The organism is uncultured Lactobacillus sp. (genome assembly GCF_944327175.1).
Lineage (GTDB): Bacteria > Bacillota > Bacilli > Lactobacillales > Lactobacillaceae > Lactobacillus.
Window position 1 is genome coordinate 21,130 of sequence record NZ_CALVGT010000058.1, and the last position, 15,398, is coordinate 36,527.

16 protein-coding genes are annotated in these 15,398 nt (G+C 52.1%); 14 read left to right on the forward strand and 2 right to left on the reverse strand.

The annotated features are described in order from the left end of the window. Positions 1 to 288 precede the first annotated feature (288 nt). The 4 genes from ezrA to Q0J41_RS07805 all read left to right on the forward strand — a co-directional run bounded on the left by ezrA (position 289) and on the right by Q0J41_RS07805 (position 5,186). On the forward strand, positions 289 to 2,007 hold the full coding sequence (gene ezrA, locus Q0J41_RS07790; protein ID WP_296228135.1) for a septation ring formation regulator EzrA: 1,719 nt from the start codon (positions 289 to 291) through the stop codon (positions 2,005 to 2,007). An 85-nt stretch (positions 2,008 to 2,092) separates the two neighbouring features. After that, positions 2,093 to 3,250 carry a cysteine desulfurase family protein gene (locus Q0J41_RS07795; RefSeq protein WP_296228137.1) on the forward strand — a complete coding sequence of 386 codons (1,158 nt, stop codon included), beginning with the start codon at positions 2,093 to 2,095 and terminating at the stop codon, positions 3,248 to 3,250. A 2-nt stretch (positions 3,251 to 3,252) separates the two neighbouring features. Next, on the forward strand, positions 3,253 to 4,470 hold the full coding sequence (gene thiI, locus Q0J41_RS07800; protein WP_004560522.1) for a tRNA uracil 4-sulfurtransferase ThiI: 1,218 nt from the start codon (positions 3,253 to 3,255) through the stop codon (positions 4,468 to 4,470). Then, entirely contained in the window at positions 4,470 to 5,186 is a 717-nt protein-coding gene (locus Q0J41_RS07805; RefSeq protein WP_296228145.1) for a pseudouridine synthase, read from the forward strand. The genes thiI and Q0J41_RS07805 overlap by 1 nt, the downstream gene beginning before the upstream one ends. Before the next feature lie 56 nt (positions 5,187 to 5,242). Here Q0J41_RS07805 and Q0J41_RS07810 read toward each other — a convergent pair whose 3' ends face one another. Then, positions 5,243 to 5,368: a hypothetical protein gene (locus Q0J41_RS07810; protein WP_274606601.1), complete on the reverse strand. Its 126-nt coding sequence runs from the start codon at positions 5,366 to 5,368 to the stop codon at positions 5,243 to 5,245. 81 nt (positions 5,369 to 5,449) lie between these two features. Here Q0J41_RS07810 and Q0J41_RS07815 point away from each other — a divergent pair, with 81 nt between their 5' ends. The 7 genes from Q0J41_RS07815 to mreD all read left to right on the forward strand — a co-directional run bounded on the left by Q0J41_RS07815 (position 5,450) and on the right by mreD (position 13,257). Next, complete coding sequence (locus Q0J41_RS07815; RefSeq protein ID WP_296228149.1) at positions 5,450 to 8,089, forward strand: valine--tRNA ligase; 2,640 nt, start codon at positions 5,450 to 5,452, stop codon at positions 8,087 to 8,089. 4 nt (positions 8,090 to 8,093) lie between these two features. Beyond that, positions 8,094 to 9,359 carry a folylpolyglutamate synthase/dihydrofolate synthase family protein gene (locus Q0J41_RS07820; protein ID WP_296228151.1) on the forward strand — a complete coding sequence of 422 codons (1,266 nt, stop codon included), beginning with the start codon at positions 8,094 to 8,096 and terminating at the stop codon, positions 9,357 to 9,359. A gap of 18 nt (positions 9,360 to 9,377) precedes the next feature. Further along, complete coding sequence (locus Q0J41_RS07825) at positions 9,378 to 10,058, forward strand: HAD family phosphatase (RefSeq protein ID WP_296228153.1); 681 nt, start codon at positions 9,378 to 9,380, stop codon at positions 10,056 to 10,058. 48 nt (positions 10,059 to 10,106) lie between these two features. Beyond that, complete coding sequence (locus tag Q0J41_RS07830) at positions 10,107 to 10,721, forward strand: JAB domain-containing protein (RefSeq protein ID WP_013439330.1); 615 nt, start codon at positions 10,107 to 10,109, stop codon at positions 10,719 to 10,721. A gap of 90 nt (positions 10,722 to 10,811) precedes the next feature. Beyond that, a complete protein-coding gene (locus Q0J41_RS07835) occupies positions 10,812 to 11,816 on the forward strand; it encodes a rod shape-determining protein (RefSeq protein ID WP_296228156.1) in 1,005 nt (334 codons plus the stop codon). 50 nt (positions 11,817 to 11,866) lie between these two features. Then, a complete protein-coding gene (mreC, locus tag Q0J41_RS07840) occupies positions 11,867 to 12,718 on the forward strand; it encodes a rod shape-determining protein MreC (RefSeq protein WP_296228158.1) in 852 nt (283 codons plus the stop codon). Further along, positions 12,718 to 13,257 (forward strand): rod shape-determining protein MreD, encoded by a 540-nt coding sequence (mreD, locus tag Q0J41_RS07845; RefSeq protein ID WP_296228160.1) that lies wholly within the window; start codon positions 12,718 to 12,720, stop codon positions 13,255 to 13,257. The genes mreC and mreD overlap by 1 nt, the downstream gene beginning before the upstream one ends. 56 nt (positions 13,258 to 13,313) lie before the next feature. On the opposite strand, the gene Q0J41_RS07850 is transcribed toward mreD, so the two are convergent. Beyond that, positions 13,314 to 13,436, reverse strand: coding sequence for a DUF4044 domain-containing protein (locus Q0J41_RS07850; protein WP_296228163.1), 123 nt, complete (start codon positions 13,434 to 13,436; stop codon positions 13,314 to 13,316). A 117-nt stretch (positions 13,437 to 13,553) separates the two neighbouring features. On the opposite strand from Q0J41_RS07850, the gene Q0J41_RS07855 reads away from it, so the two are divergent. The 3 genes from Q0J41_RS07855 (at position 13,554) to rsmH (ending at position 15,392) form a co-directional block, all read left to right on the forward strand. Then, entirely contained in the window at positions 13,554 to 13,883 is a 330-nt protein-coding gene (locus tag Q0J41_RS07855) for a DUF3397 domain-containing protein (RefSeq protein WP_296228165.1), read from the forward strand. 130 nt (positions 13,884 to 14,013) lie between these two features. After that, positions 14,014 to 14,445, forward strand: a complete 432-nt coding sequence (gene mraZ / locus Q0J41_RS07860) for a division/cell wall cluster transcriptional repressor MraZ (RefSeq protein ID WP_296228167.1) — start codon at positions 14,014 to 14,016, stop codon at positions 14,443 to 14,445. 2 nt (positions 14,446 to 14,447) lie between these two features. Next, positions 14,448 to 15,392: a 16S rRNA (cytosine(1402)-N(4))-methyltransferase RsmH gene (gene rsmH, locus Q0J41_RS07865; protein WP_296228169.1), complete on the forward strand. Its 945-nt coding sequence runs from the start codon at positions 14,448 to 14,450 to the stop codon at positions 15,390 to 15,392. Positions 15,393 to 15,398 lie beyond the last annotated feature (6 nt).

Consider the following 15,398-nt stretch of genomic DNA (forward strand, 5'->3'; position numbering starts at 1 on the left):
TCCTCCAATAAAAATAATAAAAATTGTTGGAGTAAAATAATCACAATATAAGCTCAACATTCGTGCATCCCGAGTTTACATTTTCGCCCGTGCAGCGTGGGTTACTCGTTCACTAAACGTCCCGGGATGTTGACGTTCTTGTCGCTTATGGCTGCAAATATTTTACACGTTGACCATTATAAGGGCTTTGAGCCCGGAAAGCAAGAAAAAAACGCAGAAAGTCTGGCAAAGATAAAATATTTTGGGGGCTAGTTTGGTATAATTAACTTTAGTTCGGAGGAGAAAGATATGTCATCAACACAATCTCTACTACTCATCACTTTAATTATCACGATCATCGTCCTGGTCATGGCCATGCTTTTGATCAACCGCCGGCAATTGCGCGAGATCGAAGAGCTCGACAATGAACTGGGCAATATGGAAGACTTGCACCTGGAGCGGGCGATTGGCAAGCTGGACCAGATGGAACTGGCCGGGGAAAGCCTGGCTACGCTTAATACATGGAAGAAGAGCTACCAGAAGGCAGCGGAACTTTTTCCTGAAATCCAGCGTTTGATTGAAGACGGGGCGGACGAAAACGCCCGCTACCGCCTGGTCAAGTCCCACCAAAGCATCAAGCAGGCCAGAGAATTGGTCGACTCCATCTCTGAAGACGTCAAGAATTCATCCGACGTCTTCACCCAGCTTTTGGAATCGAACCGGGAAAACAAGGCCCAATATGACGAATTGATGCAGAGCTACCGGGAAATCCGCAAGGAAATCCTGGCTGATTCTTTTGACTACAGCGTGGCCCTGGAAGAAATCGAAAACCACTTGTCTGCCATAGAAGAAGACTTTGCCCAGGCCAAGAACCTTTCGGCCCAGGGTGACCATGTTGAAGCCAAGCGGGTCTTGTCAAAGATCCGGGCGGACCTCACGTCCCTAAAGGCCAAATTGCCAGAAGTCAAGGAAGACCAGCACAACCTGCAGACTGTTTTTGCCGACCAGCTAGACGAAATCGCGGCTGGCTATAAGGAAATGCGGGATGCTAAGTACGGCTTCGGAAGCCTGGACGTTCTGCTGGAAATCAAGCAAAGCAACGACCAAATCGACCGGTCTCTGGCGGCTTTGGCCCAGCTGGACTTAGAAGAGACCAGCAAGGGGGTGAAGAAGGTCGAAAAGGAAATCAAGACCCTTTACGGAATCCTGGAGAAAGAATACAAGGCCCGGCCTTTTGTGGAAAAGAGCCAGGACAAGCTGCAGCGGCTCTTGACCCACCAGCAGACTGTCAGCCAGCAGCTGATCAAGAAACTGCGCCATATCGACGAAAGCTATGAACTGACCCACGGGGAACTGGACGAAAGCCGGGAGCTTGAAAGAGAAGTTCACAAGATGGATTCTGACTACATCCGGGCCAGCCAGCGGATCGCTGACGGCCGGGCCGTCTACTCTGAAGTCCAGGATGACTGGATCAGAATTCTTGGCCGCCTGCAGGAAATCGGCAAGCGCCAGCAGGAGCTCTCTGAAGCAGTTGACGGCCTTTACGAGGCTGAAGAAGTTGCCCAGCGGTCGATCAAGGAGTTCAAGCAGCAGGTCTCCCTGGTCTACCGCCACCTCAGCCGGCAGAATCTGCCGGGGATTCCGGAAGGATTTTTGCAAATGTACACCCTGGTTATCAATGAAATCAGCAAGACCAGCGGGGAACTCAATCAGGTCCGGATCAATATGGAAAAGATCTCTGAAGAACTGGTGCAGATCTCAGATGACGTTGACCGCCTGCAAAGAGAAGCGGAAGACATCATCAGCTCAGCCAATCTTTTTGAACTGACCATGCAGTATTCCAACAAGTTCCTGGACAATGAAGGGGTAGTCCGGGCCCGCGGAAAAGCCATGAAGCTGTATGACCGGGACTACAACTACAAGGATGCCCTGGATACAATCGCCACGACGGTAGAACGGGTTGAACCGGGCAGCTACCAGCGGATTGAAAATTCCTACTATCAGGAACAAAAAGAGCTGATTGATTGAAGTCAAGCGGCTTTTGGACTAAAATAGAATATCATTTGTAATTAAGCGGTCATTAAAATGGCCGCTTTTTTAAGGAGCAAGAAGCGTGATTTATTTTGACAACAGTGCCACGACCAAGATGGCACCTGAAGCATTAGAGACCTACAGCCAGGTGGTGACCAAGATATGGGGCAACCCTTCCAGCCTGCATAGGCTGGGCGACCGGGCCCATGGTCTGCTGGAAGCTTCCCGCAAGCAAATCGCTGACTTATTGGGAGTAAATACCGACGAAATCTACTTTACTTCCGGCGGGACTGAATCCAACAATACGGCCATCAAGGGGACGGCCTGGGCCAAGCGGGAATTTGGCAAGCACATCATTACCTCATCCGTTGAGCATGCCTCAGTGGCTAATACTTTTACCGAACTGGAAAACCTGGGCTTTCGGGTTACCCGCCTGCCAGTTGACAAGGAAGGCCGGGTCAATCCGGAAGACTTGAGGGCAGCCCTGGACAAGGATACGACCTTGGTCTCCATCATGGGCGTCAACAACGAAATCGGGACTATCCAGCCGATCAAGGAAATTTCTGAAATCCTGACAGATTACCCGAACGTCCACTTCCACGTCGACAATGTTCAGGCTCTGGGCAAGGGGATCTGGGACCAGGTCTTTACCCCCCGGGTCGACATGATGAGCTTCTCTTCCCACAAGTTCCATGGCCCGCGCGGCATTGGTATTTTGTACAAGCGGCGGGGCCGGATGTTGATGCCTTTGTGTGAAGGCGGCGGCCAGGAAAAGGGCTTAAGAAGTGGGACGGAAAACCTGGCAGCTATCGCGGCCATGGCCAAGGCCACCCGCCTGCTTTTGACGGATGAAAAGGAAAAGGCGGACAGAGAATACGCCATTAAGGAAAAGATCAGCAAGTACCTGGCAGACAAGCCGGGCATCCATATCTTCTCTCCTTTGAAGGCGGACTTTGCCCCCCACATCCTCTGCTTTGCTTTAGAGGGGATTAGAGGTGAAACCCTGGTTCACACTTTGGAAGACCAGGACATCTATATTTCCACCACTTCCGCCTGCGCCTCAAAGAAGGCAGACGAAGCCAGTACTTTGGCGGCGATGAAGACGCCAGATGCAATCGCGACCAGCGCCGTCCGCCTCAGCTTTGATGAAAGCAATACTTTAGAAGAAGCAGACGAATTCATCGCAGCTTTTGCCAAGATTTACCAGCACTTTGCCAAGATCAACCACTTAGGAGAATAAATTTGCAATACACAGAAATCATGATTCGCTACGGCGAACTGTCCACCAAGGGCAAGAACCGGAAGGACTTCATCAACCGCCTGGCCAGCAATGTTCAGAAGGTTTTGCACGACTTCCCGGACCTAAAGATCCAGACCCACCACGACCGGATGCACATCCTTTTGAACGGGACGCCTTTTGAGCCGGTCAATGACCGCTTGAAGGTTGTTTTCGGGATCCAGACCTACTCTCCAGTCATCAAGACTGAAAAGAGCCTGGAAGCCATTGAGAAAACTGCTCTGGAATTGATGCAGGCAACTTACAAGGCCGGTATGACCTTCAAGGTCAACACCAGAAGAAGCGACCACAAGTTTATCTACGACACTAACCAATTGAACCAGATGGTAGCTGACTACCTTTACAACCATATGGAAGGCCTGCAGGCGGAAATGAAGCACCCGGACATGGTCCTGCTTTTGGAAATTCGCCAGGACGGGGCCTACATTTCCAACCAGCTCCTGCATGGGGCAGGCGGGATGCCAGTTGGCACAGCCGGCAAGGCAGTGATGATGCTGTCCGGCGGGATCGACTCTCCGGTAGCTTCCTACCTGGCCATGAAGCGGGGGGTGAACATCGAAATGGTCCACTTCTTCTCACCGCCATACACTTCTGAAAAGGCCCTGGCCAAGGCCAAGGAATTGACCAGCATCCTGGCCAAGTACAGCGGCCGGATCAACTTCATCGAAGTGCCTTTTGCTGAAATCCAGGAAACGATCAAGGAAAAGCTTCCTGAAGGCTATTTGATGACTGTTCAGCGCCGCTTTATGCTGCGTCTGGCCGACATCATCAGGGAAAAGCGGCACGCTTTGGCCATCTTCAACGGGGAATCAGTTGGCCAGGTAGCTTCCCAAACTTTGGAATCCATGGCAGCAATCAATGACGTGACGACCACGCCAGTATTGCGGCCAGTTGCCACCATGGACAAGACCGAAATCATTGCCAAGGCTGAAGAAATCGGGACCTTTGACCTGTCCATCCAGCCATTTGAAGACTGCTGCACCATCTTTGCCCCGCCGCGTCCAAAGACCAAGCCAAAGATCGACAAAGCTCGGGAATATGAAAGCCGCCTGGATGTTGACGGCTTGATTGAGCGGGCCTTGGCCGGGGTTAAGGTCACTCCGATCTACCCGGGCCAAAGCTTCCTTGACGACCTGGCTGAAGAAGACGCGGACCTGCTTTAATGCTGCGCCTGGACAAATTTTTGGCCAACATGAAGGTGGGCTCCAGGTCCCAGGTTCATGAGATTATTAAAGCCGGCCAGGTGACGGTCAACGGGAAGGTTTGCCGGTCAGCCAAGCAGAAGGTGAAAGAGGACGCTGAAGTCCTGGTCAATGGCCAGGCGGTTGTCTACCAGCAGTACCACTACTTTTTGCTCAATAAGCCAGCCGGCGTCTTGTCGGCAACAGAAGACTCCCGGCAAAAGACTGTTCTGGACCTGCTAAAAGACCAGGACCACTATCAAAAGATCGCTCCAGTTGGCCGCCTGGATAAGGACACGACTGGCCTCTTGCTTTTGACCAATGACGGTCAATTGGCTCACCAGCTCCTGGCTCCGGAATACCATGTGGCCAAGACCTACTACGCACTTTTGGCCGGAGTGGCTGATGAAGAAACGGCCAAGGCAATCGCGGCAGGCCTCACCTTAAAAGACGGAACGGAATTAAAGCCGGGCCAGCTGAAGATCTTGCGGCAAGACCAAGACCAGGAGCAGTCAGAAATTGAGATCACCATTACCGAAGGCAAATACCACCAGGTTAAGCGGATGTTTGCCTCCCAGGGGATGAAGGTCTTAAAGCTCAAGCGGCTTAGCATGGGCCCTTTGACTTTGCCGGCTGATTTGGCGCCTGGCTCCTACCGGCCTTTGACGGCAGAAGAGCTGGCACAACTTTCTCTTTAATGGCTGAAAAAATTATGCTATACTTTGTGACAAAGCCAAGATCAAGAGGTGGCGCTTCATGACAGAGAAAGGTCATTTAAGCTGAGAGACCGGAAGGCGCCTGGTAGCTTGATTCGCTGGCCGGCTGAACCAGGAGTAAGCCGGTCCGGTACCCGCGCCGTTACCGCGTTTAAGCGGAGCATTATGCTCAATTTAGGTGGTACCGCGGTTATATATCGTCCTAGACATTTACTTGTCTAGGACTTTTTTATTGGAGGAAATTTATGACAGAATTAGCACCAAAATACAACCCGCAAGAGGTTGAAGCTGGCCGCTATCAAGAGTGGCTGGACGAGGACCTGTTCAAGCCGTCTGGTGACAAGAAGGCCAAGCCATACTCAATCGTTATCCCGCCGCCAAACGTTACTGGCAAGCTGCACCTGGGCCACGCCTGGGACACGGCAATTCAAGATACCTTGATCCGCTACAAGCGGATGCAGGGCTACGACACCCTTTACCTGCCGGGCATGGACCACGCCGGTATCGCTACCCAGGCCAAGGTTGAAGCCCGCCTCAGAGAACAAGGGGTCAGCCGTTATGACCTGGGCCGTGAAAAGTTCGTGGAAAAGGTCTGGGAATGGAAGGATGAATACGCCAACATCATCAAGAGCCAGTGGCAAAAGCTGGGTCTGTCCCTGGACTACAGCCGGGAACGCTTTACCCTGGACAAGGGCCTGTCCAAGGCTGTCCGCCGGGTTTTCGTCCAGCTTTACAATGAAGGCTTGATTTACCGGGGCGAATATATCATCAACTGGGACCCGAAGCTGCGGACTGCTTTGTCTGACATCGAAGTTATCCACCAGGACGACCAAGGGGCCTTCTACCACATCAACTATCCGCTGGCCGACGGCTCTGGCAGCGTGGAAATCGCTACTACCCGGCCGGAAACCATGTTTGGTGACACGGCCGTGGCTGTTGCCCCAGGGGATGAACGCTACAAGGACCTGGTTGGCAAGAAGCTGATTCTGCCGCTGGTTGGCCGGGAAATCCCGATCATTGAAGACCAGCACGTCGACCCGGAATTTGGGACCGGTCTGGTGAAGATCACCCCAGCCCATGACCCGAACGACTTTGAAGTCGGCAACCGGCATGACCTGCCGCGGGTCAATGTGATGAACGACGACGGGACCATGAACGACAAGGCTGGCAAGTATGCTGGCATGGACCGCTTCGACTGCCGCAAGCAGCTGGTTGAAGACCTCAAGGCTGAAGGCTACTTGATCAAGGTTGAACCAATTGTCCACTCAGTTGGCCACTCAGAGCGTTCCGGTGTGCAGGTTGAACCTCGTCTGTCCACTCAATGGTTCGTCAAGATGAAGCCACTGGCTGACAAGGTTTTGGAAAACCAAAAGGGTGAAGGCAGAGTCAACTTCGTGCCTGACCGCTTTGAAGGCACTTTGGAGCGGTGGATGGAAAACGTCCACGACTGGGTCATCTCCCGCCAGCTCTGGTGGGGTCACCGGATTCCAGCTTGGTACAACAAGCAGACCGGGGAAATGTATGTTGGCGAGGAAGCGCCAGAAGATATTGAAAACTGGGAACAAGACCAGGACGTTTTGGACACCTGGTTCTCCAGTGCCCTCTGGCCATTCTCAACTTTGGGCTGGCCGGATGAAGACTCAGCTGACTTCAAGCGCTACTTCCCAACCAATGCCCTGGTAACTGGCTACGACATCATTTTCTTCTGGGTTTCCCGGATGATCTTCCAAAGCTTGCACTTCACCGGCGAGCGGCCATTTGACAATGTCGTTTTGCACGGCTTGATCAGAGACGAGCAGGGGCGGAAGATGTCCAAGTCCTTGGGCAACGGGATCGACCCAATGGACGTCATCGACAAGTACGGTGCTGACGCTTTGCGCTGGTTCCTGCTCAACGGGACCGCGCCTGGCCAGGATACCCGTTTCAGCTACACCAAGATGGACGCGGCCTGGAACTTCATCAACAAGCTCTGGAATGCCAGCCGTTTCGTGATCATGAACCTGCCGGAAGATGCCAAGCCTGCCCAAAAGCCAGATACGAGCAAGTTTGACCTGGCTGACGCCTGGATTTTTGACCGCTTGAACCACACCGTCAAGGAAACTAACCGCCTCTTTGACGAATTCCAATTCGGGGAAGCCGGCCGGGAAATGTACAACTTCATCTGGAACGACTTCTGTGACTGGTACATCGAAATCTCCAAGGTTGCCCTCTACGGCGATGATGAAGAACTTAAGGCCAGAAAGCAGGCCAACCTGACCTGGATTCTGGACCAGATCCTGCGCCTTATCCACCCAATCATGCCATTCGTAACTGAAAAGCTCTGGCTGTCCATGCCGCATGAAGGCAAGTCCATCATGACTGCCGCTTACCCGGAAACCCACGATGAATTTGACAATGTCAAGGCTGATGAAGACATGGCCTTCTTGATCGAAATCATCAAGGCGGTCCGGACCATCCGGATGGAAGTGAACGCTCCAATGTCCAGTGCCATCGACATCTTGATCCAGCTTGATGACGAAAAGAATGAAGCAATTCTACGGGACAACATGGAATACGTTGAAAACTTCCTGCACCCGAAGAAGCTGGAAATCTCAGGCAAGATTAACGCGCCGAAATTGGCCAAGACGGCTGTTATCGCCGGGGCCCAAATCTTCGTGCCGCTGTCAGAACTGGTTGACCTGGACGAAGAAATCGCCAAGATGGGCAAAGAAGAAGCCCGCCTGGAAGCTGAAGTTGACCGGGCAAGCAAGAAGCTGGCCAACAAGGGCTTTGTTGACCACGCTCCAGCTGCCGTGGTTGAAAAGGAAAAGGGCAAGCTGGCCGAATACGAAAGCCAGCTTGCCGGCGTGCGCGACCGCATCAAGGAATTGAAAGAAAGTCGTTAAAGACGTGAAATTTAAGACAGTTAATGAACTTACCGCTTATCTCTACCATTTGCCGCGCTTGCACGAAAAGAGCGACCTGACTTATGTCAAAAGGGTGCTTAAGGCCCTGGGCGATCCCCAGGACAAGGTCAAGTGTTGCCACATTACTGGAACCAACGGCAAGGGCTCAACTGCATATTACCTGAGCAATCTGCTCCAAAAGGCCGGTCAGCAGACTGGCCTTTTTGTTTCGCCCTTTATCATCCGCTTTAACGAGCGGATTCAGCTGAACGGGCAGGCAATCGCGGATGAGGACTTGTTGGAAGTGGCTAGCGAAGTTGAAGTAGCAGTCAGCCGCTTGCGGGAAGGCGAGCCAGATTTTGCCCTGGTGACCTTTGAATATGAAGTCGCCATGGCCTTTCTCTTTTTTGCCAAGCAAAAATGTGATTACGCGGTTATTGAAGTCGGCATCGGGGCCGAGCATGACAAGACCAATGTGATGACGCCAGTAGTCAGCTTGATTACCACTATCGGCCTCGACCATGAGCAGATCATCGGACCAACTTTGGCTGATATTGCCAAAGAAAAGAGCGGGATCATCAAGCCGGCTGTCCCGGTCATTCTCGGCGACATCCCGGCCAGAGTAAAGGGAATCGTTGAAGAAAAAATTACTAAATCGGCCAGTCCGGCTTACTGGCTGGGCCAGGACTTCCAGGTTAAAGAGGGAAAAGCAGGCTATGAGCTGGCCGTCTTCGGGAAAAATTACCATTTGCCGGTCTGGCCCCTGCCAGAAGCTAAAGACGCGGCCATGGCTTTGGCGGCCTTTGCCCTTTTGCCTCTTGCATTAAGTGAAAAGGCGGTAGAAGAAGCCTTGACCCAGACCACGGTTCCTGGCCGCTACCAGCGCCTGGAAAAGGTGGGATGCAGCTTTTTATTGGACGGGGCCCACAATGTCCAGGCCGGAAGCGAGCTTTTGCCATATGCCCGCCGCCTGGCCAAGGAAAAAGGCGGCCGGCTTTTGGCCCTAGCTGGCATGATGAAGGACAAGGACTTGAGCGACTTTTTGACTCTGCTGAAGGGCGAAAAAGTCACCTTGACCAGCCTGGCCTACCCGCGGGCTGCTAAAAAGGCTGATTTCCCGGCCTGGACTCAGGAAAGATTTGCCTATGAGGGAGATTTTGTCCAGGCTTTAAAGCAAGTGATGGAGAAAGCTGGAGACCGGGACTTGATCTTGGTTACGGGTTCATTTTACCTGGTCAGCGCGGTCTTGCAGCTTCTGCAGGATAACTAAGGATGAAGGGGGAAAAATATGCGTGTTGAAGGTTTAAAGACAGACAAGCAGGGAGTCATTTTTGACATGGACGGCCTCCTGGTCAACTCCGAAGAGCTCTACTGGCAGGCCAACATTCAGGCCGCCCGGGAATACAAGCTGGGCATCAGTGATGATACCTACCTGGGTTTGGTCGGCGCCAGCGTCAAGGCTATGGATGACTTTTACGAAAAATACTTTCCAAGCGATGAGGTCCGCCAGGCTTTTGTCAAGCGGACTGATGACCTGGTCTGGGAGTGGACCGACCAAGGCAAGCTGAAGCTGAAGGCGGGGGTCAAGGAGGCACTGGAGCGCTTTAACGATCTAGACCTTACCATTGGGATTGCCAGCAACAACTACAAGAGCGTGGTTGACCACAATCTTTGGGTGACCGGCTGCCGGAACAGCTTTGACTTTATCGTCACCCATGACGAAGTTGCCGAGAAAAAGCTCCGGTCCAAGCCTTTCCCGGACCTCTACCTGACTGCCCAAGAGCGCAGCGGCCTGGGTAAAGACCAGCTCTTGATCTTTGAAGACTCCAGCATGGGAGTCGAAGCGGCGGAAAATGCCGGGATCGACTGCGTCATGATTCCCGACATCAAGCCCGCTTCAGCCGAAGACCGGGCCAGAGCCCAGCTGATTTGCCCGGACTTTTTTGACTTTTTGAAAAAAATTTCCTAGTTTTTGGCGTAATTAGTAGTAGAGCGTAAAAATAAGGAGGAAATGCAAATGACCGAAACTACGCAAAACTACTATTATGTTGAAAGTGACCGTGACCTGCTCAAGCTGCTCTTTGACCAGCTGCCCTGCCAGAGTCTGGAAGACTTGTTGCAGCTGCTGGATCAAAAGCACATTGCCAGCTTCAAGGACATCTTGGACTACGCGTCAGGACCGGACTGCCCCAATGACCTGGCTTTGACCATCGAGGTGGCCATGGACCGGTTGCGGCGGACTGACATGCGGCGCAGCTCTGACTGGGCCAGCAGCTCTAAGATTGGCAACTACCTGGCTAATAAACTGCTGGGGCAAAAGCAGGAGCAGTTCTGGGTCCTCTATTTTGACCAGCAACAGAATCTCTTGGGTGAAAAAATGCTTTTCCAAGGCACCCTGGACCGGTCCTGGGTCCATCCCAGGGAAATCTTCCGCTGGGCGGTGGTCTACGGCTGCGCAAGCATCATCGTGGCCCACAACCATCCCAGCGGGGCGCTGACTCCGTCAGACAATGACCTGGAATTGACCAAGGGCTTGAAAAAAGCCAGCAAGATCATGAAGATCACCTTTTTGGACCACTTCATCATCGGCGGGGGAGAGTACTTAAGCCTGCGGGAGCGGGAATTGTTTTAAAATTAGCTAAAATTTGTACCAATCCATGACTTTCACAGGCATTATGCTATAATTAAGCAAGATTAAGCGAGTAAATAAGGAGAGATATCCGTGTTTGGATTAGGTTCAAAGAATATCGGTATTGACCTGGGTACCGCCAACACCCTGGTCTACGTTGAAGGCAAAGGCATCGTTTTGCGTGAGCCTTCAGTCGTTGCCAAGAATACCAAGACTGGCGAAGTTATTGCAGTTGGTTCAGAAGCCAAGGAAATGATCGGCAGAACTCCAGGCTCAATCGTGGCTATCCGTCCGATGAAGGACGGGGTTATCGCTGACTACGACACGACCGCGGCCATGCTTAAGTACTTTATGGGCAAGACGGTCGGCAATTCCAAGCCTTCAGTCATGATCTGCGTGCCTTCAGGCGTTACTGAAGTTGAAAAACGTGCTGTTATCGACGCTGCCCGGGTGGCAGGGGCCAGAGAAGCTTACGTGATTGAAGAACCATTCGCCGCAGCTATTGGTGCTGGTTTGCCGGTTATGGAACCAACTGGTTCCATGGTTGTTGACATCGGTGGTGGTACGACTGACGTAGCCACTATTTCCCTGGGCGGGATTGTTTCTTCAACTTCCATTCGTCAGGCTGGTGACAAGTTCAACCAGGCAATCACCAACTTTGTGCACGGCAAGTACAACCTGCTGATCGGTGAAAGAACCGCTGAAGACATCAAGATCCAAATCGGTTCAGCTTCCGTTGAAGCAGCCAAGGGAATCGAATCAATGACCATCCGCGGCCGGGACCTGGTGTCAGGCTTGCCGAAGTCATTGGAAATCAGTGCCGTTGACGTTGCAACTGCTATTCAAGACGTTGTTCAAGACATCATTGTTGCGATCAAGGAAACCTTGGAACTGACTTCTCCTGAAATTGCCGCAGACGTAATTGACCATGGTATCGTCCTGACCGGTGGTGGTGCCCTGCTCAAGAACTTGCCAGAAGTCATCTCTGACGCGACCAAGGTGCCTGTCTTCATCGCTCAGGATCCGCTTGACTGTGTAGCAATCGGTACCGGTGAATCTTTGAAGCACCTGGACGTAATGCGGAAGACTAGCAGATAAGAAATAAGAAAACCGGCCTCCGGGCCGGTTTTTATATTGGATGGGTGTTTATGAAGAATTTTTTTCAAAACAGAAAAATGCTGGCGGCTTTCGGGACCGTAGCGCTTTTAGCAGCCCTGCTGGGCTCAACGGTGATGCTGAGAAATAACCTAAGCGCGCCGCTTTTGATCCAGCGCTTGGGTAATGACATCATCTCTGTCGGTTCAAGAATCGTGAGCGTGCCGGTTTCCTGGTTTACTGACGGTATCGACAGCGTCAAGGACTTGCAGAACGCGGCTGACGAAAACAGCCATTTAAAGAAGAAGGTCTCTGAACTTGCCCAGGTAGAAGCCAGGAATGCTGCCCTGGAAAAGGAAAACAAGCAGCTCAAGGCCGCGGCTGGAATTAAAAAGACCTTGACTGGCTACACGACCACGACTGCTTCAGTAATTTCTCGCTCCAGCGACAGCTGGTCAGAAGTCTTGACCATTGACAAGGGCAAGAGCTCAGGCTTAAAGAAGGACATGGCGGTCATGTCCGGCGGCGGCGTGATTGGCCGGATCCTGGAAGTCGACGCGGCCACCAGCAAGGTGGAACTGATCACCACGACTGACAGCTCGGCCAACCGTTTTGCCGTGCAAGCCACGACTGACACGGGCAAGGTGTTGCACGGGATCATCAGCGTCCAGTCAAACGGCACTTTGACCTTTACCCAGGCCTCCAGCTCAAGCAAGCTGAAGAAGGGGACCAAGGTCTACACCAGTGGCTTAGGCGGGACTTCACCGAAGGGCCTCCTAATCGGGACAGTGGCGGAAACAACCAAGGACAGCTTTGGCCTGTCTGACTTGATCAAGATCAAGCCGGCCGGTAATTTGAGTGACGCGTCCGTGGTAACGGTCGCCAAAAGGAGCGTGGCTGGCTAATGCGGATTTTCAAGCAATGGGTTTTGGCCATCGCCCTTTACCTGGCTCTGGTTGTAGAGGGGACCCTGTCCGTTTACCTGCAGCCGGCCTTGACTTACCAGCACGGTCGGGCGGGTCTTTTGATCCTGCCAATTGCCGCTTTGATCATCGCTTATGAAGATGAGAGAAATGAAAAGGAAATCTGGCTGGCCCTAGCTGCCGGAGTAGTTGCCGACCTCTACTTCTGGGGGATTATCGGGATCTACACCTTTATCCTGCCGGCCCTGTCAGCTTTTGGCCGCTGGTATGCCCGGGTCTTTCCCGAACTCTTCGTTTTCCGCCTGCTGGGCAATATTTTGGCGATTACCGTCAGCTGCCTTTACACCTGGCTGGTCTTCCGTTTGATTGGCTGGACGGACTTGACCTTGAAGGCCATCGGTTTCAGCCTCTTATACACGGCCGGCTGGACGATCGGGATCAGCCTGGCAACTTACTGGCTTTGGGCCAAATTGGCCAGATCGTATCCTTTCCTAGTTGACCTGGACAATTACCGGTATTAATGAGCAATAAAAAAGCGGCCAGCGTGAAGCTGACCGCTTTTGAGCGTATTGCCGGTTTATTGGGCAGTTAAGTAGTAAAGAATTGAGGCTGCCACGCCAAAGAGCGTGATCAAAGCCATCAAGACTACCATGAAATTCTCAATTTTTTGAAATGTCGACTTTTTCTTTTTACGTGCCATAGAAGCCTCCTATATGAGAGTGATTATAACCTTTTTGGCGGTGATTTGCAATTTCCCAGCTGCACTTTAAGAGAAAAATAAAAATGTGCTAAACTAGCTAGCAGATGGAGGAAAATTATGCTGATGATATTCTTATTGCCGGTCTTTGGCCTGGCTTGTGCCTACCTGGTCAATCTGATCTGGCCCAGAGCTTCCTTTAGAGGCTATGACGTCATGCCCTTCTTTTTGATCTATGCCTGCCAGCTGATGACCAATTTAAAGGGCGTGCCTTCCTTTTTGCCTGCTGGCTTTCTGCTTTACTTCATATTGATATTGCTGGCTGCGATCAGATGGGCCGTGATCAACAAGAACATTTCTTTAGGGAAGATGTTCCGCCAGTTCTGGTCCTACCTGGATGCCTGCAGTTTCTTTTGGTACTGTGGCTTGCTTTTGGTCGTTATGATCTGACAAATTACTGTCAGCCGCTTCGCGCGGCTGGCAGTTTTTTAATTTTTTCGGAAATCTGCTTGTGTTTTTCAGATATTGTGGTTTAAAGTGGGGATTTGTGGTAAATTGTTAACAGAAGGGAGGACCTGCCATGTTCATGGGCGAATACCAGCACAATTTGGACGCCAAAGGCCGCTTGATCATTCCGGCAAAACTGCGCGAACAGATTGGGCCAGCCATGGTTTTGACCCGGGGCATGGAAGGCTGCATTTTTGGCTATCCTTTGACGGAATGGACCAAGATAGAGGCCAAACTGGCCAAGCTTCCCTTGACGAAGAAGAACGCGCGGAGTTTTACCCGGATGTTTTATTCCGGCGCCATGGAAGGCGAATTCGACAAGCAGGGGAGAATCAACTTGTCCCCCACCTTGAAGAAGCATGCCGGCCTGGTTAAGGAATGCGTCATTGTCGGCGTCTCCAACCGGATTGAAATCTGGGCCAAGGAGCGCTGGGAAGAGTATTCTGACGAAGCCAACGAAAGTTATGATGAAATTGCGGAAGATTTGGACGATATCGAGTTATAAAGATGGAATTTAAGCATACTAGCGTGTTATTGCACGAAACGATCGACAACCTGGCCCCACAAAGCGGCGGCACTTACGTGGATGCCACCTTCGGCGGGGGCGGGCATGCAAGATACCTGCTTAGTAAGCTGGACAAAGGAAATCTGATCGGTTTTGACCAGGACCAGTACGCGATTGACAGCGCCCAGAGCAATTTTGCTGCCTTTTTAAAAGAAGACAGCCAGCCGCGTCTGCAGTTGGTCCACAACAACTTCAGCCATTTAAAAGAAGAACTGGCCAAACTGGGGATTAGCGGCATTGATGGCATCTACTATGATTTGGGCGTTTCATCTCCGCAATTGGACCAGGCAGAGCGCGGTTTTTCCTACCGTTTTGACGCAAGGCTGGACATGCGGATGGACCAGAGCCAGGACTTTGACGCCTACCAGCTGGTCAACCAGTATGACCAAAAGCAGCTGGCTGACGTCCTTTACCGCTATGGCGACGAGAAGTTTTCCCGGCAGATCGCCAGAAAGATCGTTGAAAGAAGACGGGGCAAGCCGATTGAAACTACTTTTGAGTTGGTTGAGATCATCAAGGAAGCAATTCCGGCCGCAGCCCGCCGCAGCGGCGGCCACCCGGCCAAGAAGAGCTTCCAGGCCATCCGGGTGGAAGTCAACCACGAGCTGGACGTTTTGCAGGCATCTTTGGAAGAAGCCATCGGCCTGCTCAACCCCGGCGGCCGGATCAGCGTTATTACCTTCCAGTCTTTGGAAGACAAGATCGTCAAGAAGACCTTCAAGAAGTATTCAGAAGTTGAAATTCCCCGCGGAATGCCGGTTGTGCCTGAAGGGATCAAACCAACTTTACGCCTGGTCAACCGCAAGCCGATCACGGCCAGCGAAGAAGAACTGGCGGAAAACAACCGGTCACACAGTGCAAAGTTAAGAGTAGCAGAGAAGTTATAAAGAGGA